This window comes from Streptococcus sp. oral taxon 056 str. F0418, assembly GCF_000220065.1.
Taxonomy (GTDB): Bacteria; Bacillota; Bacilli; order Lactobacillales; family Streptococcaceae; genus Streptococcus.
Genome location: NZ_AFQU01000001.1, coordinates 229,948 through 252,054, shown reverse-complemented (window position 1 = coordinate 252,054; position 22,107 = coordinate 229,948). Strand labels below are relative to the sequence as shown.

The following is a 22,107-nucleotide window of genomic DNA, read 5'->3' as shown; positions in this document are numbered from 1 at the left end:
TCCTAAGCTTTTTTTAAATAATTTTTTAATTTCTCGATATTTGATTCTAAATCGTCGTATTTGATTTTGGTATACTGGTAAGGACAAGTGTTTATGTATGCAGATTCAAAAAAGTCTAAAGGGAGTTTGCTGTGTTTAAGGGAACCAATAGATTTGGATTTTTGTATATCAAATAAAACTCCATCTGCTGTCAGTTGGTATTGAAAATCAAGCTCAGCTTTTTTTAACAACAGTTGGGCTTTTTCTTTTTCGTGCTCTTTAAGGCGTAACAGTGCAAGTTTGTTTTTCTGAAACATCTGATTGTCGATATAGAGAGAAAGTGCTTTTTGCATGATGAGATTGCTATCATAATCAAGTATATTTTTATAAGCAATAAAATTCTCTTTGATGCTTGAGGGCAATAGCAGAGCTGTGATCCGGAGAGCAGAAAAGAGACTAGTGGAAAAGGCTCTGATATAAATGACCGAGTCTGTGTCGTCCAGATAATGAAAACTTAATTCCTGCTTACTATCCAAATCAGCTAGGTAGTCATCTTCAATGATAAAGACATGGTATAATTTTGCCAGACGTAGTATTTCTTCTTTTTCTATGCGACTGTAAGTATGCCCCAGTGGATAATGAAAGCGAGGAATGGTATAGAAAAATTTGATGTCTCCAGACTTGAAGATTTGCTCTAATTCTTGCAAGTTGATACCTTGAGGATTTCTCGTGATAGTTTTATAAGGCAAATTTTGTGACCGTAACAAGTCATTCATACGGTGATATGTTGGTTGTTCGATCAAAATTGTCTTTTTATGATTGGGAAAGTCTATTTGAGACAGGATGTAGAGAGCTTGCTGGGTACCAGACGTCAGTACAATATCTTCTAAGGCTGGGTATATGGCTGAATCCAATAGGAGCTTTTTGACAGACTGTCTTAGCTCAGGAAGTCCTTCTTGTTGTGAATAGTAGTTGAATAGATAGTTTTCTCTTCCTATTAGAGTTTCGTTGACACAAAGGCGAAAATCTTCATAAGCTTGGTGGCGATCATCTGTTAAAGGGAGTTCTAAATCACTGTTATCAGTTTTAGCCTGCTCTAATACATAATAGCCACTTTTAGGAACAGCATAAATATACTTTTGATAGCGTAATTCTAATAAGGCTTTTTGAACAGTATCTTTATTACATTGATAACTTTGAGCGAGCTTGCGAACAGAAGAGATTTTATCCCCTTTTTTGAGCTCTCCTAGTTCGATTTGTCTTGTTATATGATTGATAATTTGTTGATATTTTGTCTTTTTCATTTAACTGTCCCCGTACAGATTTTGTTTTTATGTATTGTAACTTATTTCTATGTAATTTACAATAGTAAGCATAAGATTGACATGCAAAGAAGGGAAAAAGGATGCAAAAACCACAGCGAATCATATTGGCTAGTGATATTTCTGGTTTAGGAAAGGTCGCTGTGACGGCTGCTTTACCATTATTTGCCATTTGTCAGTTAGAAGTAGCAGTTTTACCGACCGTTTTACTTTCCTCACATACAGGTGGCTTTTCTGATGTCTTTATTGAGGATTATACCTCTGGTATGCAGGCTTTTTTAAAGCAATGGCAGAGTTTGAATATCCAGTTTTCTGGCTTAGTGACTGGGTATCTCAAGTCAAGTCAGCAAATTGCTTCTCTAATGAAGTTTAAAGAAAAAGAGGAGATACCACTCATTGTTGATCCTATTATGGGAGATAATGGTAAGCTTTATCAAGGTTTTGATACTTCTTATGTCGACAGCATGCGTTCTCTCTGTCAGAAAGCTGATTTGATTTTACCTAATCTGACAGAAGCTTGTTTGTTAGCAGAAGTAGCTTATGAGGATAAAGTGCTGACGGAGGAATTTCTACAACTCCTTACTCAACGTCTAGCAACTGTAGTAGGGACAAGACGGATCGTATTGACAGGATTGCCACTGAGCGATGATCAAATCGGTATTGCCTATTTTGACAAAGAAGAAGGTTTTCAACTTTTCAGTGGAAAAAGATTTCCACAACAGTTCTTTGGGACGGGAGATATGGTGACTGCTTTACTATCGTCAGCCTATTTTCAAGGATTGGACCTAAAAAAAGTGATACCGATGTCTATGAGCTTTATCGAAAAATGCCTTGAAACGACGTTGAAGAGTCAGGAAGATATTCGATATGGTGTCTTCTACCAGCCACACTTAGGAGATTTATTTACAGAATTTAATCAATTATTGGAGGTTCCTAATGAAAAATAATACATTTACCACTCGTGAATTACTTGAGATGAGTTTATACTCTGCTCTAATTGTACTGAGTATTCAGTTCTTTAGAATCCAGATTGGACCACAATTTATCCATTTTGGTAATGCTCTTGTCGTGGTTGCCTGTTTACTATATGGGACAAGGAAAGGAGCCTTAATTGCGACAATTGGCTTGGGTGTTTTTGATTTCTTAAATGGTTATTCTTCAGTAGTATGGATTACGATCTTAGAATCTATCGTTGTAGTTCTAATGATTCATTTGATTTATGAGAAGTTATTGAAAAGAAATGATAAAATAAACAACCTTATCATAGTTGCGGTAGTCGCAGCTGTGACGAAAATTGTTTTAAATCTATTTAAGTATACCTTGATTGGAATGGCTGGAAATGTTACTATGAATGCAGCACTTTCTTTAGCATTAAGTAAGATCATAGGAACTTTTGGTTCTAGTCTTGCGACTGTTGTTGCTGTTCCTATCCTTTATCCTCTTTTTAAGAAGGTAACAGTAAACCTTAGAAAATAAAAACAAAAACGCAAAATACTTTCAAATAGTTTCTGCGTTTTTATACTATATAAATATTTACCCGATTTCATACCCCATGAGTAACCCGCCTTCTTCAGCATAAAAACTACATAGGCCTGATGTGGGAATGATTGTAATAGAGGCTTTAGGATATTTTTCTTTGACAAGTTCGGAAAATTGCTGACAAAATTTCGTGTTGTTGCGATGAGCGATGATGATTTCGCCACCAGCATATCCTGCTTTTAGTAATTCTTCAAAGGCAGCTGTTAAAGATTTTTTATGTCCACGTGCTTTTTGCAAGAGTTCTAAGGTGCCTTGTGAGCTAGCTTCTCCTACCATACGGATATTGAGAAGCCCGACGACTGTTCCAAGAAGCTTGCTCAAGCGTCCATTTTTCACTAGGTTATCTACTTTAGATAGAACAAAGAGCAATTTAGTTTTCTCTTGATAGTCAGTAATAGCTTTGACCACTTCCTCGAAGGATAAACCTTGGCCAATAAGATGATTTAGTTTGTGAACGATAAGATCAATTTCACCACCGGCAGACAAACTATCAATGACATGAATGTTAACATTTGGATGTTCTTCTTGATAAAGTTTTTTAGCTAGTTGAGCACTATTGTTGCTACCAGAGAGTGTACCGGTTATTGTCACGACAAAGATATTATCCGCATCAGCAAAAGATTTTAAATAATCATCTGGGCTAGGACATGCAGATTTGGATGCGGTAGAAGTCGCATACATTTTTTCCATCATTTCGTCAATATCTAACTTAGCATCGTCAGTAAAAATTTCATTTCCTACTTGGATGGTCAAGGGTACGCGTTCAAAATTTGTTGCAACTGCTAAGTCTTTTATTTTTTGAAAATCACAGCCTGAGTCACTCACAATTTTCCAAGTCATTCTTAAGTCCTCTTATTTCTAAAAATTACACATTGACAAAGATAGTGTCTTTTTTTACAATTATATCATGAAAGTTCTTTCCCAGAAAGCTATTATCATCTGGTGAGACAAGAAAGAAGAAAATGTTATGTCTGAACGAAAAATGTCATCAAGATCTCTTGAAAATCTGATAATTTCAAATCAAGAGTCCAATCGTCTAACTAAAGAAGCGCTTGAGATCTCCTTGATGCAATTACTTGAGAAAAAAGAATTAGCTAAGATTACTATTTCAGAGTTAGTCCATCGTGCCGGCGTTTCAAGAGCTGCTTTTTATCGAAATTATAGCTCTAAAGAGCAAATGTTAGAGGAAATTTTTGGTAAAACTGTTCAAAAAATTATGGACAAGCTAGGACAGTTTAATTTAAGAACAGAACTGTATCAAGTCTGGATAATTCTTTTCAAAGAGGCTAAAAAGAAAGCGCGATTAATTAGCTTGGCAGTGGACTACAATCTCGAAAAACATTTAACTCAAGCGGTATTTAATTTTTTAGAAAAACGTCAACAATCAAAGAGAGAGGCATCTTCTTACATCCATTCTTTTTGGAGCTCAGCCTTGGTATCTGTTCTTTCGAAATGGATTAAGGATGGAATGCAGGTGCCTGCTGAAAAGATTGCTTCACTGGGCTTACCATTGATGATTCAAGGAAAAAGTAAAGAAAAGAGAAAATAATGGAAACAAAACGACTAGCATGGGATGAATATTTTGCTGCCCAGGCGCTTTTGATTGCGAACCGTTCTACATGTAAACGAGCGAGAGTAGGAACTGTGTTGGTTCAAGGGAACAAGGTCATTTCAACGGGTTATAATGGTTCTGTATCTGGAACGGAACACTGCATAGACCATGATTGTCTGGTTATTGATGGTCATTGTGTACGAACCTTGCATGCTGAGGTAAATGCTATTTTGCAAGGAGCTGAGAGAGGGATTCCAAAGGATTTTACAGCCTATGTAACGCATTTTCCCTGTCTAAATTGTACTAAGCAACTTCTTCAAGTCGGCTGCAAGCGCGTGGTATATATCAATGAGTACCGTATGGATGATTATGCTCGCTATCTTTATAAGGAAAAAGAAGTCGAGCTGGTTCATTTACCAATTGAGAAAGTGAAAGCTGCTATTGTTGAAACTGATTTAATTTAAAATAAATCTTCTATTGCTATAGTCACAGACTATAGCTTTTTCTATCAAAAATAATCGTAATTATTGAATAAAAAGTGATATAATGGAGGCGTTATATAGTCCCGATAAGATGGTAGGAAACTTCTATCAGTACTTTGTAACTCGCAAACAATGACGGCTCTAAAGTAGTCGCTCGTCATTCTACGGATGCCGCTATGCTGCGGTCATCCTATGCGTCTTACTAGCTACAGAAATCAAAAGGTATCATTTTTATTTCTGTAGCTAGTAACTCTTAGACAATAAAAACACCTATCAGTACTTTGTAACTCTATAACAATATTTTTTAAGGGGGGACATTTCTATGTCAGAACGTAAACTTTTCACGTCTGAGTCTGTATCGGAGGGACATCCTGATAAGATTGCAGACCAAATTTCCGATGCTATTTTGGATGCTGTTTTGAGTCAGGATCCAGATGCCCATGTGGCTGCTGAAACAGCCGTTTATACGGGCTCGGTTCATGTTTTTGGTGAGATTTCAACCACAGTTTATGTAGACATTAATCGTGTAGTTCGTGATACCATTGCAGAGATTGGTTACACCAATACAGAGTATGGATTTTCAGCAGAGACGGTCGGTGTGCATCCGTCTTTGGTGGAGCAGTCGCCAGATATCGCTCAGGGGGTCAATGAAGCTTTGGAGGTTCGTGGGAATACAGACCAAGATCCATTGGACTTAATTGGTGCTGGCGATCAAGGGCTTATGTTTGGCTTTGCTGTGGATGAAACGCCAGAGCTCATGCCTCTTCCTATCTCACTTAGCCACAAGCTAGTCCGTCGATTGGCGGAACTTCGTAAGTCTGGTGAAATCAGCTATCTCCGTCCAGATGCTAAATCACAAGTTACAGTTGAGTATGATGAAAATGACCAGCCTGTGCGCGTGGATACGGTGGTTATTTCGACTCAGCATGACCCAGAAGTGACTAATGAAAAGATTCATCATGACGTGATTGAAAAGGTAATTAAAGCAGTTATTCCAGCCCAGTATTTGGATGAGAAGACAAAATTCTTCATCAATCCAACCGGCCGCTTTGTAATTGGCGGGCCACAAGGAGACTCTGGCTTGACTGGCCGTAAGATTATTGTGGATACTTACGGCGGATACGCTCGTCATGGTGGCGGTGCCTTTTCTGGTAAGGATGCAACCAAGGTCGATCGTTCAGCTTCATACGCTGCTCGCTACATCGCTAAAAACATCGTGGCGGCGGGACTGGCTAAGAAAGCGGAAGTGCAGTTAGCCTATGCCATTGGTGTGGCGCAGCCGGTTTCTGTACGCATTGATACTTTTGGTACTGGTATTGTTGCAGAAAGCAAGCTTCAGGAAGCGGTTCGTCAGATTTTTGATCTGCGTCCAGCCGGTATCATTAAAATGCTGGATCTGAAACGTCCAATCTACCGTCAGACAGCAGCTTATGGCCACATGGGTAGGACAGACATTGACCTGCCTTGGGAAAGAATCGATAAAGTTCAAGCCTTGAAGGAGTATCTAGCTTAAAAATGTGAGTGAGGCATTAGATGATTCGCAGTTTAAAAGAAAAGGAATATAACCTTTTAGAAGAGTTTCTTTATCAAGCGATTTATATTCCAGAAGGATTTTCTCTACTTGAAAGAAGTATTTTGCAAGATCCTGACCTACAAATGTATGTGAAAGATTTCGGTCAAAAGGATGGAGATTTTGCTCTTGCATCAGAAGAAAATGGTCAGATTGTTGGAATTGTCTGGGTCAGACTCATGAAAGATTACGGCTATTATAATGACCGGACTCCTTCTTTATCTATATCTTTGTTGCCTGAATTTAGAGCTAAAGGATTGGGACAGCAACTAATGATTGCAATACTTGACTTGCTTAAATCTAAAGGTTATCCTAGTGTGTCTCTCTCTGTTTCCAAAGAAAACCCTGCTGTCCGTTTTTATAGGAGACTTGGATTTGTTGTAGTTGAAGATAGGCGAGATGATTTTTTAATGGTGTGCACTTTCTAGAAAAAAGGGGATTATGAAACTAGAACGATTAATCTATATTTTGCTAGCCCTTTTGAATAAGAGACAGATAACAGCTAAAGAAATTGCTGAACGTTTTGAAATATCTACTCGTACCGTATATCGAGATATGGATACGCTCAGCTTAGCTGGAATCCCTATCTATTCTGAACGTGGGGACAAGGGTGGCTTTTATATGCCGGATGACTACAAGATGGACAGCAGCTTTTTTACAGAAGAAGAAAAGCAGTTTATCATCAATATGAGCCAAAATGTTGGCAAAATTGTTGGCCATCCAAGTTTTGGCAGCCTTGAGCATAAGTTTGCTTCTCAAGAGGCAACTGATAAGGTAAATCCATTTTACTTTGATCTCAGTTCCTGGTCTCTCAATACAAATTATTTACTTGAAATTGAGCAGGCTATACAAACTGGGAAGAAAGTTTCCTTTTCTTATTTTTCTAAAAAACAAGAACAAAGCCGGCGAACGATTCTTCCTTATCGTCTGATTTTTAAACTAAATGCTTGGTATGTTATCGGCTACTGTTTAGACAAGTTAGATTTTCGTTTTTTCAAACTCAGCAGGGTTCGTGATTTGCAGTCAGTAGAAGAGGGGATCGGAGCTGGAGATTACCCGCTTTTATCTCAAAAAAAGCTAGATCTTTTTCTAAATCCGTCCAAAGATAAAGTTGAGGGCAGTAAAGAAGAAATCGAGCTAATTTTTACAGAATCTGCACTTCCGAAGATTTATGACCATTTCGCAGAAGAAGAAATCACCGTTGAGCAAACAAGAATAAGAGTCCATGCTTTCAGAGCATTAACACCGGCCTTTTTCGAATTGATTTTAAGTTTTGCTCATCAAGTAAAAGTCATTTCACCAAAAAAACTGCAGGATAAATTAATTGGTACCCTTCAAAAAAATCTTCAGCAATATGACAGACTGTAGTCATATTGCTTTTTGTATAATTTTAAATGGCTTGAAAATCTCATTGTTTGAGTGCTTGCCTATATTATTTTTGGAGGTTCAACATATGGATACAAAAACATTAGCAGAAAGCTATTTTAATGCAGTCAATAAAGGAGGATGGGAAGATTTCGTAGCTGAACATTTTGATTATGGGATGTGTGATAGTCAGAAGATCAGACAAGGACGTGAAGTTTATCTACAAGGTGCAGGTCAATTCTATGCTTTAAGCCAGCATCTTGAAGTGAAGAAGTTGCTGGTAGAGGGTAGAGAAGTAGTTGCTTTAAATCGCTATCGCCTGCAGTCGCCACACGGAAAAGAACTAGAATTGGATGTCGCAGAATTTTTAAAATTTGACGAATCAGACAAATTGATTGCATCCAACATTTACTTTGATACTCATCGTTTCCAAGAGTTTATGCAAGGGAAATAATTCTCAAGTTTTATTTGACAAACGAAGAAATTTGTTTTATACTGTTAAAAATTAAATATAACTTTAAACATGTTCCGTGAGACATGAAAGTGCTAAAATGAGACTAGCCGTAGCTATGCTCTAATTTTGCTGTAAACTTTTGGAGGTCGGAACATCATGTTCTGGCCTTTTTTTAAAGTATATTCAATTTAATAACTGTAGCCTGAGAGCTACGATTAAGGAGAATTTTATGTCAAAATTGTCATTAGACAAAAATAACCAGCGCGCTTTAGCTGCTGCAATTGTTGCTTCTGGGACAGATGACTTAAATGTTATGTTCCTTGCCTTTTCTATGTCCTCTATTATATCGGAGTTAGGGATTACAGGAACTCAAGGGGGATGGATTGCAACCATTACCAATCTGGGAATGTTGGTCGGTGGGTTGATTTTTGGCTTGTTAGCAGATCGCTACCATAAGTTTAAAGTGTTTAAGTGGACAATTGTTATTTTTTCACTAGCAACTGGTTTGATTTACTTTACAAAAGATGTTCACTACCTGTATATCATGCGCTTCATTGCAGGTATGGGTGTTGGCGGAGAGTATGGTGTAGCGATTGCCATTATGGCTGGAATTGTGCCACCAGAGAGAATGGGACGTATTTCATCACTGAATGGTATTGCTGGACAAATAGGATCTATCGCTTCAGCTCTCCTTGCTGGTTGGCTAGCACCGGCTCTTGGCTGGAGAGGTCTCTTCCTTTTTGGACTTGCTCCTATTGCTTTGGTAATCTGGATGGTTCTCGCTATTGATGATGACAACATCCGAGATGATGGTGGTGCGAAGGTAGAAGAAGAAACAAGTCAACCAGTTAAAATCAGCCAACTATTCAAAACTCCAGCTTTAACAGCTCAAACATTGGCTCTTATGGTGATGACGACCGTACAGATTGCTGGTTACTTTGGCATGATGAACTGGCTTCCAACAATCATTCAAACCAGCCTTCAAATTTCAGTCAAAGATTCATCCCTATGGATGGTTGCAACAATTCTAGGAATGTGTCTAGGAATGTTGACATTTGGACAAATTCTTGATAAATGGGGACCGCGAATTGTTTATACAGGATTTCTTTTAGCGTCATCCATCTGTGTTTATCTCTTTCAGTTTGCAAATTCCATGCCTACTATGTTGATTGGTGGAGCTATCGTTGGATTCTTTGTAAATGGTATGTTCGCTGGATATGGAGCGATGATTACAAGACTTTACCCGCACCAGATTCGTTCTACAGCAAATAACGTGATTTTAAATGTTGGTCGTGCAGTTGGAGGTTTCTCTTCTGTAATTATCGGAAAAATCCTGGATATTTCAGGCGTTTCAACAGTGATGATCTTCCTAGCTTCTCTCTATCTAGTCAGCCTGCTTGCTCTCTGGACGATTGGAAACCTCAAAGCAAGTGTCTATCAGGATTTAGGCAAAGAGTTGCTAGCAGAGGAAGCATAATTTCGCTATAAAAATAGATGGAACAAATAAAGAGTTTAAATACTCATTTATAGTAAGATATTAAAGTGATGCTGAATCGTATTGTTTCAGCATCGTTTTTCTTTAGAAAATAAAAGAAGAGGCTGGGACAAAAGTCCTAGCCTCTCAATTGTCTTTGTATTGTCGAGCAAGACGCAGTGGTTGAGTGGGCTCTACTACGCTGATTTCATCAGCTTTTACAGCCCTACTCAACTGTGCGGAGGTGGGACGACAAAATCAAATTCTAACGAATTACCGATTTCTGTTCCACTCTCTTTGAGCGATCTTAGTGTGCTACACGTTTGCGAGCAGCTTTTTTGCGGTTTTCTTCGATGAAAGCAGCTTTTTCTTCTTCAGGTTCGATGACTTTTTTCTTAACCGTATAAACTGCACCTGCTAAGGCAGCAACTGTTGCTGCTACACCTGTAAGAACACCTTTTCCAAATCCTTTTGCCATGATTTTTCTCCTTTTCGATTCAATTCATTATTTATGATATAATTAATAGTAACGAAAAATCAAAATTTTTTCAAGGAAAAAGATGAAAACCAAGATAATTGTGATAGTGGGGCCTACAGCAGTGGGAAAAACGGCTCTGAGTATCGAGGTAGCCAAGCGCTTTAATGGCCAAATCATCAGCGGTGACAGCCAGCAGGTCTATCGTGGCTTGGATATTGGTACGGCCAAGATTCAACCTGAAGAGCAGGAAGGCATTCCCCATCATCTGTTGGATGTGCGGGAGGTCGGAGAAAGCTACTCTGCCTATGATTTTGTGACAGAAGCGGCTCAGGCTATTCGCGAGATTGTGGATCAAGGTCAGCTTCCCATCATTTGCGGCGGCACAGGGCTCTATATCCAGAGCTTACTCGAGGGCTATCATCTGGGTGGCTCTGTCCCTCACGAGGAGATTCTGGCCTATCGGGCGCAGCTCGATAGTTGGTCAGATGAAGCTTTGTTTGGGAAAATAGCAGAGCTGGGTATCGAAATTCCCCAGATAAATCGCCGTAGAGCTATGAGGGCGCTGGAGATTGCTCATCTGGGTGGCTCGTTAGAAAACAATAAACCAGATTATGAAGCACTGCTGATTTGCCTAGATGATGAGCGAGAGCGACTTTATGAGCGAATCAATCAGCGGGTTGATCTGATGATAGAAGATGGTCTCTTAGAAGAAGCCCGTTGGCTGTTTGAGAAAGCTCCGACCAGTCAAGCTAGCAAGGGGATTGGCTACAAGGAACTTTTCCCCTACTTTGAAGGTCAGATGAACCTTGAAGAGGCAGTGGACAAGCTCAAGCAGAATACCCGTCGTTTCGCCAAGCGCCAGCTGACTTGGTTTCGCAACCGGATGTCTGTGACCTTTTATCAAGTGGGAAATCCAGACTATAAAAATCTGGTCATGGAGGATATCAGAAAGTTTTTGGGCAAGTAGCTGGCTGACTAAGTCTTAGTAAGGATATGAGATGATAGAAACAGAGAAAAAAATAGAGCGTGTCTTTTTGGTCGGTGTGGAACTAGCAGACACGGAGAATTTTGACCTATCCATGGAGGAGTTGCAAAGTCTAGCTAAGACCGCAGGGGCAGAGGTAATTGGCTCCTACAGCCAGAAGCGGGAAAAGTATGACAGCAAGACCTTTGTCGGTTCTGGTAAGTTAGAAGAAATTCGACAGATGGTTGATGCCGAGGAGATTTCGACCGTCATTGTCAATAACCGCTTAACACCTCGCCAGAATGTCAATCTAGAGGAAAGCTTGGGTGTCAAGGTCATCGACCGTATGCAGCTGATTTTGGATATTTTTGCCATGAGAGCTAGGAGTCATGAGGGCAAGTTACAGGTGCATCTGGCCCAGCTCAAGTACCTCCTGCCTCGCTTGGTCGGGCAGGGGATTATGCTCAGCCGTCAGGCTGGTGGAATAGGCTCCCGTGGTCCTGGTGAAAGCCAGCTGGAGCTCAATCGACGCAGTGTCCGCAATCAGATTCATGATATTGAGCGGCAGCTCAAGGAAGTGGAGAAAAATCGAGCAACCGTTCGTGAAAAGCGGTTAGAGTCCAGTATTTTCAAAATTGGTCTCATCGGCTATACCAATGCTGGAAAGTCAACTATTATGAATTGCTTGACCAGCAAGAGTCAGTATGAGGCGGACGAGCTTTTTGCGACGCTAGACGCCACGACCAAGAACATCAACCTCAGTGGCCATCTCAATGTCACTCTCACAGACACAGTTGGCTTCATTCAGGATTTGCCGACAGAGCTGGTATCTAGCTTTAAATCCACACTGGAAGAGAGCAGAAATGTCGATTTGCTGGTCCATGTTATTGACGCTAGTGACCCTCATCATGAGGAGCATGAAAAAACAGTCCTTGACATCATGAAAGAGCTGGATATGCTGGACATTCCCCGTCTGACTCTCTATAACAAAGCAGATAAGGCTGAGGATTTTACTCCGACCCTGACTCCTTATTCTTTGATTTCGGCTAAGGCGGACAATAGCAGAGCTCTTTTGCAGCAAGTCCTACTGGAGCGAATGAAAGAGTTATTTTTGCCTTTTACCATCAAGGTAGCTCCAGCCAAAGCCTACAAGATTCATGATTTAGAGAAAGTCGCAATTATGGGGAATCGAGAATACATAGACGATGTCGAAACCATTTCAGGTTGGATTGCAGAGAAAAACAAATGGAAACTGGAAGAATTTTATGACTGATTATATTGACTTGGCCCTCAAATACGGCGGTTTTACTAGCCTAGACAGGGTCTACTTAGAGCAAGTATTGGCTAGTCTGACGGAAAATCAGAAGCTGAGCTTTATCACACCGCCACCTAGTGTTGTTAACGCTTACTTTGCTGAGCTTTATCAAAAGAAAAGTCCGGAAGCTGCGACAGCCTATTTTCTAGAAATTACCCAAGCGCTAGACTTGTGGAATGCAGAGCCTAGTTTTGTAGAAAGTAGACCTTTTGTCCGGCTTAATCTTTCTGGCAAGTCCTATGGATTTTGCTATGAGAGTGAGGAAGTCGGCTTGGTATTTCCTGAAAAGCCTGAGCCGGTAACAGTGGACTTGCTCTTTGAAATCGCCCAAGTCTTTCCGCAGTATTTGGTCTACGAAGAAGCTGGGAGAATAAAAATGGTACCTTTCAAAGCTGAGTATCAAGTCGTGGACAATAAGGAACTGACAGCTTTGACTGAATGGCAGCAGCTAGCAGATGGTAGCCAAAGGCTTTTGGGCTACAATCAAGATGAAGTCAGTCAGCTAGCTCAGTCCTATGCTGGCAGAAAATACTATCACTCGCAGAATCGCTCTGCCATGATTTATATCATTTAGAAAGAAAAATATGCAATTACAATTTTTAGGAACCGGAGCCGGTCAGCCTTCCAAAGCTCGCAATGTATCTAGTCTCGTCCTCAAGCTTTTGGAGGAAATCAATGAAGTCTGGATGTTTGATTGCGGTGAAGGGACCCAGCACCAGATCTTGGAGACAACGATTAAACCTCGTAAAATTAGCAAGATTTTCATTACGCATCTGCATGGCGATCATATTTTTGGTCTACCAGGCTTTCTATCTAGTCGTTCTTTTCAGGCTAATGAAGAGCAGACTGACTTAGATATCTATGGTCCCATAGGCATTAAGAGTTTTGTTCTGTCCAGTCTGCGTGCTTCTGGCTCTCGATTGCCTTATCGGATTGTTTTTCATGAGTTTGATGAGAACAGTCTGGGCAAGATTCTGGAAACGGACAAGTTCACAGTTTATGCGGATAAGCTAGATCATACGATTTTCTGTGTGGGCTATCGGGTGATGCAGAAAGATCTGGAAGGAACGCTGGATGCAGACAAGTTGCGGGCGGCAGGCGTTCCCTTTGGTCCGCTCTTTGGTAAAGTCAAGAATGGTCAGGACATCGTTCTAGAAGATGGGACCAAAATCATCGCAGCAGACTATATCTCAGCCCCTCGACCTGGAAAGACGATTGCTATTTTGGGTGATACTCGAAAGACTGATTCTAGTGTTCGCTTGGCGGTAGCAGCTGATGTGCTGGTCCATGAAGCAACCTATGGTAAGGGAGACGAAAAGCTTGCTCGAAATCATGGCCACTCTACCAATATGCAAGCAGCAGAAGTAGCTAAAGAAGCGGGCGTCAAGTACCTCCTGCTCAATCATATCAGTGCCCGCTTTTTATCAAAAGATATTACGGTGATGCGTCAGGATGCTGCAACAATTTTTGAGAATGTCCGTATAGTTAAGGATTTAGAAGAAATTGACATATAATCTCTTAAAATGATCATAAAGATTTGGAGAAAATACTATTAAGAAAAGGAAGTAGGGCAGATATCCCGCTTCTTTTTATGTTATAATGTTAGAAAGGAGAAAACATGCGTACGATTGTGATAACAGGAGCTAGTGGCGGTCTTGCTCAAGAAATGGTTAAGCTCTTGCCACATGACCGACTGATCTTAGTTGGACGGAGTAAGGCTAAGCTAGAAAAACTATTTGGACAAAAAGAAAATCTTGATCTTGTGGAGCTGGATATCACAGACAGTTCGGCTTTGGAAAGTTTTGCTGAACAGATTGGCAGCCAATACGGCCTTGTTGATGTTCTAGTCAATAATGCTGGCTATGGTATCTTTGAAGAATTTGACAAAATCAGCTCAAGCGATATTGAGGCTATGTTTGAGGTCAATACTTTTGCCCTGATGAACCTGTCCCGTATCTTTGGAGCTCGCATGAAGCAGGCAGGTCAAGGACATATCGTTAATATCATCAGTATGGCCGGACTTATTGCTAGTAGCAAGTCCAGTCTATACTCAGCAACTAAGTTTGCGGCTATTGGCTTTTCAAATGCTCTTCGACTAGAGCTCTTACCATTTGGGGTTTATGTCACGACAGTCAATCCCGGTCCTATCAAAACAGCTTTTTTCGAACAAGCCGATCCTAGTGGTGCCTATGTAAAAGCAGTCGATAAGTACATGCTAGAGCCTGACTTTGTAGCGAGAAAAATTGTCAGCTCCTTTGGTAAAAAGAAGCGGGAAATCAATTTGCCAGTTCTCCTAAACGTGGCTCATAAATTGTACACGCTATTTCCTAGAGTCGCTGATTACATGGCATCAAAGATATTTAATTATAAATAAATGACGTTGAGAACTAGTTAGAGATGGAAAAATGGGGATGGATTTACAAGCATACAAAAATCATTTAGAAGAGCCTTGGGGAAAGATTTACTATGATATTGTATTTAATCAGTTAGAAGATCTTGATGGAAAGAGAATCCTTGATTTTGGAAGCGGATTTGGGATTGTAGCTAATTTTTTAGCTGAAAAAAATCAAGTTACGGCAGTTGAGCCAGATATGGAAATGATGATTCATCGCAAGAGATCCAACCTTTATGAACAGCTTCAGGGGAGCTTAGATGTTTTGGAAATATTTCCAGATGAGGAATTTGATGTTATTATATGCCATAATGTCTTGGAGTATGTTGAAGATGTAAAGCCATATTTAGAGGCTTTTTCTCGCTTGTTAAAACCTGGTGGCCTCTTATCTATTGTTAAGCATAATCATGTGGGGCGTATTTTACATACAGTGATATTTGAAAATGATACTTATAAAGCGCAGAGCTTGCTGTTAGGCGAAAACTACAAAACTCATAGCATGGGGCAAGCTGTTTATTATGAAATATCGGATGTCATGAATCCACTTGATTTTGAAGTAGAAGCTTTTCAAGGTGTACGTATTTTCTATGGTTTGCAGCCAAATGATGTAAAGACCGATCCTGGTTGGCGTGAAAAAATGCTTGCGATGGAATTGGCTGTTTACGAACAATCACCCTATCGTGATATTGCAGCTTTTCAGCACTACTGGTTGAAAAAGAGATAATAGAATCACTAAATCACATACTAGCATATTGGGAGAAAGTAGATGTCGCAGAGAAAAATAAAGGAGCACGAACAGACTATCAATTATGCCATGCTCAGTCTTTTTCAATACTTGGCATCTATCATGGTTATTCTTTTACATTGTCAGCGGCTTTTTGGAAATGAAGCTATGCACTTTATTCAGAAGAGTCTATTTGGTAGGATGGCCGTTCCATTCTTTCTGATTTCATCAGCTTTTTTACTAAAAGCAAGCTTAGCTAAAAAGAAGGATATTGGGCAATATGTCAGGAGGATTTTAAAGCAGTATCTTTTTTGGAGTGTGCTGTATCTTCCCTATGCCTTAACTTATTTTTGGTCGCTCCCTGTCAAAAAATATTATGCTCCCTTAGCTATGGTAGCTGGTTTTCTTTATGTTGGCCTTTGCTATCAGCTGTGGTATATTCCAGCGTATTTACTTGGATTATGGATTGTTCATTTTCTATATAAAAAATTGGATATCAAATGGACAGTGATTATCTTGTCTTTACTTTATCTGATAGGTGCAGTAGAGACCTACTATGCTTACTTTACAAACAGCTGGCTAACACATTTATACGATGGTTATGCTCGTTTTTTCTTTTCAACTCGAAATGGTTTATTTTATGCTCCTATCTTTATTCTAATGGGATATGTACTTTATGATTATTGGCAGTCTGATTTATTTAAGAAATACCCTATTAGAAAGCTTTTGCTAGCAACGATATTGCTTGGTGTTGATGGATGGATTGTTTTTATCAATCAAGGAGTAGATAAGAATTTCTTTTTAGCATTGCTTCCATTTTCTATCTTTTTAGTGAATGCTGTTTTAAGGACTGAAGTCGGAAAGAAGTGGAATCTATACCATCTTAAAAAATTAAGTGTTCTTTATTTTTTCTTGCATCCAATCTTTATAGAAAGCTCCTTTTATCTTTTACAGGAAGCATCGATGTCTAAAGAGGATAAGGGAAAGATTGTCTTTGTTTTAACCTTGATTCTAACTCAGCTAACTGCAGAAGGGATCCTAATGATTCGTAAATCAATGTTTAAAAAAAGAGAGCAAGCACACATCAAGATAAATTAAAAAAGGATAGCATTTTCTAGAGAGGTGAATATGATTGAACGTCTACAACAGCAGCTGGCTTTTACCAATGAGCTGGAAAAACTGAAAGCCACTCATAGGACCAACAGGACCTTGGATAACTATCGTTTTGAGAATTCTGCGGAGCATAGTTGGCAGGGTGCTTTAATGGCGCTAGTCTTTCGAGAATATATCCCTGAAGAAGTCAATCTGGAGAGGGTCATGTCTATGTTACTGATTCATGATTTAGGCGAAATATATGCTGGCGATACCTTTATCTTTGACGAAGTGAGCAAGAGTGATTCTTACGACAGAGAGTTGGAGTCCTTGAAAATCAGTTTGGACAAGCTACCATCAGATCAGCAGGCTTTCTTTTTAGGGATTTGGCAGGAGTTTGAAACTGGCATTAGCGTAGAGGCTAAATATGCTCGAGTACTGGATGCTCTGGTTCCCCTACTCAATCACTTGGAAGTCGCTCAGCCCCACGACAACCCTCATGGCCTGACTAAGTCGCAGGTCATCGCTAAGAAATCCTTTATCCAAGAAACCTCTGAAACTCTTTGGAAATTGGCTCAGGAAGTTATTGATCAAAGTGTTGCCAAGGGACTGTACTTAGATGAATGAGGCTGAGAGCCCTGCTCGTAGATAAGAAGTTTGAGACTGGTTGAACCAGTCTTTTCATGTTATAATATTCAGACAAGATTGAACGGAGAAAGTGTTTCACTCATCATGATTAGCTCAAAATACGACTGGCAGTTTGCCACTAATTTTACAGACGAAAAATTTATAAAAAAGGCTAAAAAAGCTGGATTAGAACCTGCCGCTGCCAGTCTTCTTTACCAAAGAGGTGTGCAGACTGAAGAAGCTTTGCAGGAATTTTTGGAGCCTAGTTTAGACCAGCTTCACGATCCTTATGACCTGCATGATATGGAGCGGGCAGTGGAGCGCATTCGCGCAGCGATTGAGAATTACGAGCAGATTTTGATCTATGGCGATTATGATGCTGATGGGATGACCTCGGCATCGATTGTCAAGGAAGCCTTGGAGCAGCTGGGAGCTGAGTGTCAGGTCTACCTGCCCAATCGCTTTACGGATGGCTATGGGCCTAATAGCAGTGTTTACAAGTATTTTATTGAAAATCATGGCATCTCGCTCATTATTACAGTAGATAATGGAGTGGCGGGCCTTGAAGCTATCGATCTGGCCCAGTCTCTGGGCGTTGATGTCATCGTGACGGATCACCACTCCATGCCTGAGGAGTTGCCAAATGCCTATGCGATCGTCCATCCGGAACATAGCGGAGCGGATTATCCTTTCAAGCATCTGGCTGGCTGCGGGGTAGCTTTTAAGCTAGCAACAGCCTTACTAGAAGAAGTCCAAGTCGAACTTTTGGACTTAGTGGCCATTGGTACCATTGCCGATATGGTCAGTCTGACAGGGGAAAATCGGATTTTGGTCAAATATGGCCTATCCGTCCTCAAAAATACCCAGCGAGTAGGGCTTCAGGAACTCTTTAAAATTGCTGGCATTCAAGCAGATGAGCTGGACGAAGAAACGGTTGGTTTCCAGCTTGCTCCTCGACTCAATGCTTTGGGACGGCTGGATGATCCCAATCCAGCAGTGGAGCTTTTAACAGGCTTTGATGACGAAGACGCACATAGCATTGCGCTCATGATCAACCAGAAAAATGATGAGCGTAAGGAAATTGTCCAGCAGATTTATGAAGAGGCGCAAACCATGCTGGACACTGGGAGACCAGTACAGGTGTTAGCCAAGGAAGGATGGAATCCTGGTGTGCTTGGCATTGTCGCCGGGCGTTTGTTAGAAGAGCTTCACCAACCAGTTATAGTTCTCAATATTGAGGATGGTATTGCTAAGGGTAGCGCCCGCAGTATTGAAGCAGTCAATATTTTTGATGCCTTGGACAGTCATCGTGACCTTTTTGTAGCCTTTGGTGGCCATGCTGGAGCGGCTGGGATGACTATCGAAGCATACAAGCTGGCGGAGCTTGCTGACATCTTGACAGCTTATATCTTAGACAATGATGTGGATTTGACTGGCAAAACAACTCTGTATTTAGATGAGGAGCTCCACCTGCCAGAACTGACCTTGGATACACTCAAAAGTTTTGATAGACTGGCGCCATTTGGAATGGACAATAAAAAGCCACTCTTCTATCTTAAGGACTTTAAAGTGGACAGTGCTCGTACTATGGGTACTGATGACAAGCACCTCAAACTAAAAATCTCCCAAGAGGATGCTCATTTCGAAGTAGTTGCTTTTGGACAAGGGAACCTCGCAACAGAGTTTGCCCAAACCAAGAATCTGGAGCTAGCTGTCAGCCTCTCCGTCAATAAATGGAATGGACAGACTAGTCTCCAGCTCATGCTGGTAGATGCCCGGGTGGATGGCGTCCAACTTTTCAATATCCGCAGCAAAAATGCGACGCTACCTGACAAGGTTCCAGTCTTGCGCTTCACAGAGGAATTGCCGGATTTGACAAATAGCAGAGCAGTTGTGGTTTATGACCTGCCTGATGATTTACAGGTCTTGAAGAAGATGCTTCAGTCTCAGGATTTCGAAGCGATTTACTTTAAAAATGAAATTGCCAAGCCTTACTATCTGACAGGTTGTGGTACTCGTGAGCAGTTTTCCAGACTCTACAAGACTATCTACCAGTTTCCTGAGTTTGATGTCCGCTATAAACTCAAAGAATTAGCAGTCTATCTAAAAATTGATCCGATTCTCTTGGTCAAAATGATTCAAATTTTTGAAGAATTAGGTTTTGTCAGAATAACTGAAGGCGTCATGAGGGTTAATAAAGAAGCTGAAAAGAAAGAAATTGACAGCAGTCTTATCTACCAAGACCTTAAGCGTGTGGTTAAAGAGCAGGAGCTCATGGCTTTGGGCACTGTGCAGGAGATTTATGAATATTTAATGATAGTAGATTGAGTATCATATAGGCAAAAAAAGGAGATACAAATGACTTGGACAGATGCAACAGCTATGGCTCAAGCGGTTAGGCAAAAAGAAGTTTCACCCTTGGAGTTAGTAGAAGATGCGATTAAAAAGATTGACATGCTCAATCCCATTCTCAATGCTGTGGTCTACAAGCAATATGAAGAAGCAAGGGAAATAGCAAGCCAGACAAACTTTTGCAATAAGCCCTTTGCAGGTGTGCCTATTTTGCTTAAGGATTTAGGTCAAGAGCAGATTGGCTCTCTCTCAACGGCTGGTTCTCCACTCTTTGCCAACTACCGATCTCAGCAGACAGATCATTATGTAGCTGCCTTACAGAGGTTAGGTTTTATCATTTTAGGCAGGACTAATACGCCAGAGTTTGGTTTTAAAAATATTAGTGACAGCAGTTTTCATGGTTCAGTTCACTTACCTTTAGATCCTTCACGTAATGCTGGGGGTTCTAGCGGTGGAGCTGCAGCTGCTGTGGCGTCTGGAATGGTTCCTATAGCAGCAGCAAGCGATGGAGGAGGCTCTATCCGAATCCCAGCCAGTTTTAATGGTCTTATCGGGCTCAAGCCTACTCGTGGACGAATCCCAGTTGGTCCTGGATCGTATAGAGGTTGGCAAGGTGCTTCAGTCAATTTTGCATTGACGAAGACAGTTCGTGACACTCGAAATCTTCTTTACCATCTGCAAAACTGTCAGCTTGAAAGTCCTTTTCCCCTGCCTCTTTTGAGTAAGGAAGCATTGTATGACAAAAAACTTCAAAAACCTTTGAAAATTGCCTTTTCTACCCTATCGCCAATCGGTAGTCCAGTTTCAAACGTAGCCAAGCAAGCTGTCGAAAAGGCAGTAGTAACATTGACTGAATGGGGGCACAAAGTTAGTGAATTAGCTCAAGCCCCTATAGATGGATGCAAAGCTATGAGATCATATTATCTCATGAATAGCGTGGAAACGGCTGCTATGTTTGATACTATTGAAGCTAGTTTAGGGCGTACCATGCAGCTGAAAGATATGGAGCTGATGAGTTGGGCTATTTTTCAGTCTGGTCAGAAAATTCTAGCCAAGGATTTCAGTAAGGCCCTGCAAGACTGGGATCGCTACTCTGCCCAAATGGCTACTTTTCATGAGACTTACGACCTTTATATAACTCCAACAACTTCAGAAGTCGCTCCTAAACAGCAGCAGTTTTTACTTTCACCTACCTTGCAGGAAGCACTTAAGCATATTGCTGACTATCCTCAACAAGAACAGCAAGACCTTATTTGGCAGATGTTTGAAGAGAGTCTAGCTTGGACTCCTTTTACCCAACAAGCCAATTTAACTGGACAACCTGCAATTAGTTTACCAATCCATAAGAATGAAGATGGCCTGCCAATCGGCATCCAGATAACAGCTGCCAAGGGACGTGAAGACTTGCTGCTTTATGTTGCTCAGCTCTTTGAAGACAGCAAAAAGTTTGAACAGTAAATCACAAGCATATTCATTGCGTAAGCGTCTCCAATTTATTATGATTAAAAAGTGAGAAAATTAAATTTTCTTGCTTTTTAATTTAAAATTCAATATGGATGGTAACGAAATGAAAAAGATTTTTTCTGTTTGCTTGGCTTTGGCTGGGTTAGTTCTTCTTTTGACTGCTTGCTCTAATAAACAGTCTGGCTCCGATAGTGCAAAAGAATCCTGGGATAAGATTGAAAAATCTAAAACTTTGAAAGTAGCAACATCAGGAACACTCTTTCCGCAGTCTTATCATGATGATGATAACAATCTGACCGGCTATGATGTAGAAATTTTGAAAGAAGTAGGCAAGCGATTAGGCCTCAAGGTTAAGTTTGAGGAAATGGGTGTGGACGGTATGTTAGCAGCACTCAAAAGTGGCAAAGTAGATGTGGCTGGTTACTCAGAAAAGGATAACAAAAATGCAGATAAATTCCTCTGGACAACACCACATAAGTATTCATTTACTTCTATGATTGTCCGTAAGGAAGATAACTCAGGAATTTCTTCGCTCAAGGATCTTAAGGGCAAAAAAGCAGCAGGAGCCGCTTCTACCAATTATATGAAGATCGCTAAGAAAATGGGTGCTGAGCTTGTGATTTATGATAATGTAACCAATGATGTCTACATGAATGATATCGTTAATAAACGTACAGATGTTATCATCAACGATTACTATCTACAAAGCATGGCTCTGACAGCTTTTCCTGATAAGCCGATTAAGATTTTAGAAGATGTTTATTTTAATCCAACCAATGCTAGCTTCTCAATCTCGTTAGAAAATAAAGTTCTTCAAGAGAAAATCGATGGTATCTTAGAAGATATGCGCAAAGATGGGACCTTGACGAAGCTTTCTAAACAATTTTTTGCTGGTCAAGATGTAACCAAAGAGAGGAAATATGATTTTGAAACAGTCGATATTTCTGATGTAGAATAAAGAT

General features: G+C 40.4%; 23 protein-coding genes. 20 read left to right on the top strand and 3 right to left on the bottom strand.

All coding sequences use genetic code 11. From position 1 onward, the window contains the following. Positions 1-2: 2 nt before the first annotated feature. Complete coding sequence (locus tag HMPREF9182_RS01290; protein ID WP_009443942.1) at positions 3-1,283, bottom strand: aminotransferase-like domain-containing protein; 1,281 nt, start codon at positions 1,281-1,283, stop codon at positions 3-5. A 101-nt stretch (positions 1,284-1,384) separates the two neighbouring features. Here HMPREF9182_RS01290 and HMPREF9182_RS01285 point away from each other — a divergent pair, with 101 nt between their 5' ends. After that, positions 1,385-2,248, top strand: a complete 864-nt coding sequence (locus HMPREF9182_RS01285) for a pyridoxamine kinase (RefSeq protein ID WP_009754989.1) — start codon at positions 1,385-1,387, stop codon at positions 2,246-2,248. Next, positions 2,238-2,777, top strand: a complete 540-nt coding sequence (locus HMPREF9182_RS01280; RefSeq protein ID WP_009443695.1) for an ECF transporter S component — start codon at positions 2,238-2,240, stop codon at positions 2,775-2,777. Before HMPREF9182_RS01285 ends, HMPREF9182_RS01280 begins: the two co-directional genes overlap by 11 nt. Positions 2,778-2,834: 57 nt before the next feature. Here the strand turns inward: HMPREF9182_RS01280 and HMPREF9182_RS01275 are convergent, their stop codons facing one another. Next, positions 2,835-3,680: a DegV family protein gene (locus HMPREF9182_RS01275; protein WP_009754659.1), complete on the bottom strand. Its 846-nt coding sequence runs from the start codon at positions 3,678-3,680 to the stop codon at positions 2,835-2,837. 127 nt (positions 3,681-3,807) lie between these two features. Between HMPREF9182_RS01275 and HMPREF9182_RS01270 the strand changes: the two genes are divergently transcribed. The 7 genes from HMPREF9182_RS01270 (at position 3,808) to HMPREF9182_RS01240 (ending at position 9,740) form a co-directional block, all read left to right on the top strand. Continuing rightward, positions 3,808-4,389, top strand: coding sequence for a TetR/AcrR family transcriptional regulator (locus HMPREF9182_RS01270; RefSeq protein ID WP_009754572.1), 582 nt, complete (start codon positions 3,808-3,810; stop codon positions 4,387-4,389). Next, complete coding sequence (locus HMPREF9182_RS01265) at positions 4,389-4,856, top strand: deoxycytidylate deaminase (protein WP_009754495.1); 468 nt, start codon at positions 4,389-4,391, stop codon at positions 4,854-4,856. Before HMPREF9182_RS01270 ends, HMPREF9182_RS01265 begins: the two co-directional genes overlap by 1 nt. Before the next feature lie 340 nt (positions 4,857-5,196). Further along, positions 5,197-6,387 carry a methionine adenosyltransferase gene (metK, locus tag HMPREF9182_RS01260; RefSeq protein WP_009443223.1) on the top strand — a complete coding sequence of 397 codons (1,191 nt, stop codon included), beginning with the start codon at positions 5,197-5,199 and terminating at the stop codon, positions 6,385-6,387. Positions 6,388-6,407: 20 nt separating this feature from the next. Further along, a complete protein-coding gene (locus HMPREF9182_RS01255; RefSeq protein WP_009754317.1) occupies positions 6,408-6,872 on the top strand; it encodes a GNAT family N-acetyltransferase in 465 nt (154 codons plus the stop codon). A gap of 13 nt (positions 6,873-6,885) precedes the next feature. Beyond that, positions 6,886-7,812 carry a helix-turn-helix transcriptional regulator gene (locus tag HMPREF9182_RS01250; protein ID WP_009754434.1) on the top strand — a complete coding sequence of 309 codons (927 nt, stop codon included), beginning with the start codon at positions 6,886-6,888 and terminating at the stop codon, positions 7,810-7,812. Continuing rightward, complete coding sequence (locus HMPREF9182_RS01245; RefSeq protein WP_128080227.1) at positions 7,799-8,263, top strand: nuclear transport factor 2 family protein; 465 nt, start codon at positions 7,799-7,801, stop codon at positions 8,261-8,263. Before HMPREF9182_RS01250 ends, HMPREF9182_RS01245 begins: the two co-directional genes overlap by 14 nt. A 229-nt stretch (positions 8,264-8,492) precedes the next feature. Beyond that, a complete protein-coding gene (locus tag HMPREF9182_RS01240) occupies positions 8,493-9,740 on the top strand; it encodes an MFS transporter (protein ID WP_009443610.1) in 1,248 nt (415 codons plus the stop codon). A 304-nt stretch (positions 9,741-10,044) separates the two neighbouring features. Here the strand turns inward: HMPREF9182_RS01240 and HMPREF9182_RS09775 are convergent, their stop codons facing one another. Beyond that, entirely contained in the window at positions 10,045-10,215 is a 171-nt protein-coding gene (locus HMPREF9182_RS09775) for a DUF3042 family protein (protein ID WP_009754871.1), read from the bottom strand. 82 nt (positions 10,216-10,297) lie between these two features. Here HMPREF9182_RS09775 and miaA point away from each other — a divergent pair, with 82 nt between their 5' ends. From miaA to HMPREF9182_RS01185, 11 genes are all read left to right on the top strand, one after another. Further along, complete coding sequence (gene miaA, locus HMPREF9182_RS01235) at positions 10,298-11,182, top strand: tRNA (adenosine(37)-N6)-dimethylallyltransferase MiaA (RefSeq protein ID WP_009754822.1); 885 nt, start codon at positions 10,298-10,300, stop codon at positions 11,180-11,182. A gap of 31 nt (positions 11,183-11,213) precedes the next feature. Beyond that, positions 11,214-12,452 carry a GTPase HflX gene (gene hflX / locus HMPREF9182_RS01230; RefSeq protein WP_009443796.1) on the top strand — a complete coding sequence of 413 codons (1,239 nt, stop codon included), beginning with the start codon at positions 11,214-11,216 and terminating at the stop codon, positions 12,450-12,452. Then, positions 12,445-13,068 (top strand): cystathionine beta-lyase, encoded by a 624-nt coding sequence (locus HMPREF9182_RS01225; protein WP_009754262.1) that lies wholly within the window; start codon positions 12,445-12,447, stop codon positions 13,066-13,068. Before hflX ends, HMPREF9182_RS01225 begins: the two co-directional genes overlap by 8 nt. A 10-nt stretch (positions 13,069-13,078) precedes the next feature. Beyond that, a complete protein-coding gene (gene rnz / locus HMPREF9182_RS01220) occupies positions 13,079-14,008 on the top strand; it encodes a ribonuclease Z (RefSeq protein WP_009754571.1) in 930 nt (309 codons plus the stop codon). 104 nt (positions 14,009-14,112) lie between these two features. Continuing rightward, positions 14,113-14,868 (top strand): SDR family NAD(P)-dependent oxidoreductase, encoded by a 756-nt coding sequence (locus HMPREF9182_RS01215; RefSeq protein WP_009754365.1) that lies wholly within the window; start codon positions 14,113-14,115, stop codon positions 14,866-14,868. Positions 14,869-14,899: 31 nt separating this feature from the next. Then, positions 14,900-15,610: a class I SAM-dependent methyltransferase gene (locus tag HMPREF9182_RS01210; protein ID WP_176605743.1), complete on the top strand. Its 711-nt coding sequence runs from the start codon at positions 14,900-14,902 to the stop codon at positions 15,608-15,610. Positions 15,611-15,652: 42 nt separating this feature from the next. Continuing rightward, entirely contained in the window at positions 15,653-16,708 is a 1,056-nt protein-coding gene (locus tag HMPREF9182_RS01205; protein ID WP_009754794.1) for an acyltransferase family protein, read from the top strand. Positions 16,709-16,738: 30 nt separating this feature from the next. Further along, positions 16,739-17,329: an HD domain-containing protein gene (locus tag HMPREF9182_RS01200; RefSeq protein ID WP_009443592.1), complete on the top strand. Its 591-nt coding sequence runs from the start codon at positions 16,739-16,741 to the stop codon at positions 17,327-17,329. 105 nt (positions 17,330-17,434) lie between these two features. Next, a complete protein-coding gene (gene recJ, locus HMPREF9182_RS01195) occupies positions 17,435-19,657 on the top strand; it encodes a single-stranded-DNA-specific exonuclease RecJ (RefSeq protein WP_009754665.1) in 2,223 nt (740 codons plus the stop codon). A gap of 30 nt (positions 19,658-19,687) precedes the next feature. Then, positions 19,688-21,139: an amidase gene (locus HMPREF9182_RS01190; protein WP_009754826.1), complete on the top strand. Its 1,452-nt coding sequence runs from the start codon at positions 19,688-19,690 to the stop codon at positions 21,137-21,139. 109 nt (positions 21,140-21,248) lie between these two features. Then, entirely contained in the window at positions 21,249-22,103 is an 855-nt protein-coding gene (locus tag HMPREF9182_RS01185) for a transporter substrate-binding domain-containing protein (protein ID WP_009754223.1), read from the top strand. The last annotated feature ends 4 nt before the right edge of the window (positions 22,104-22,107 follow it).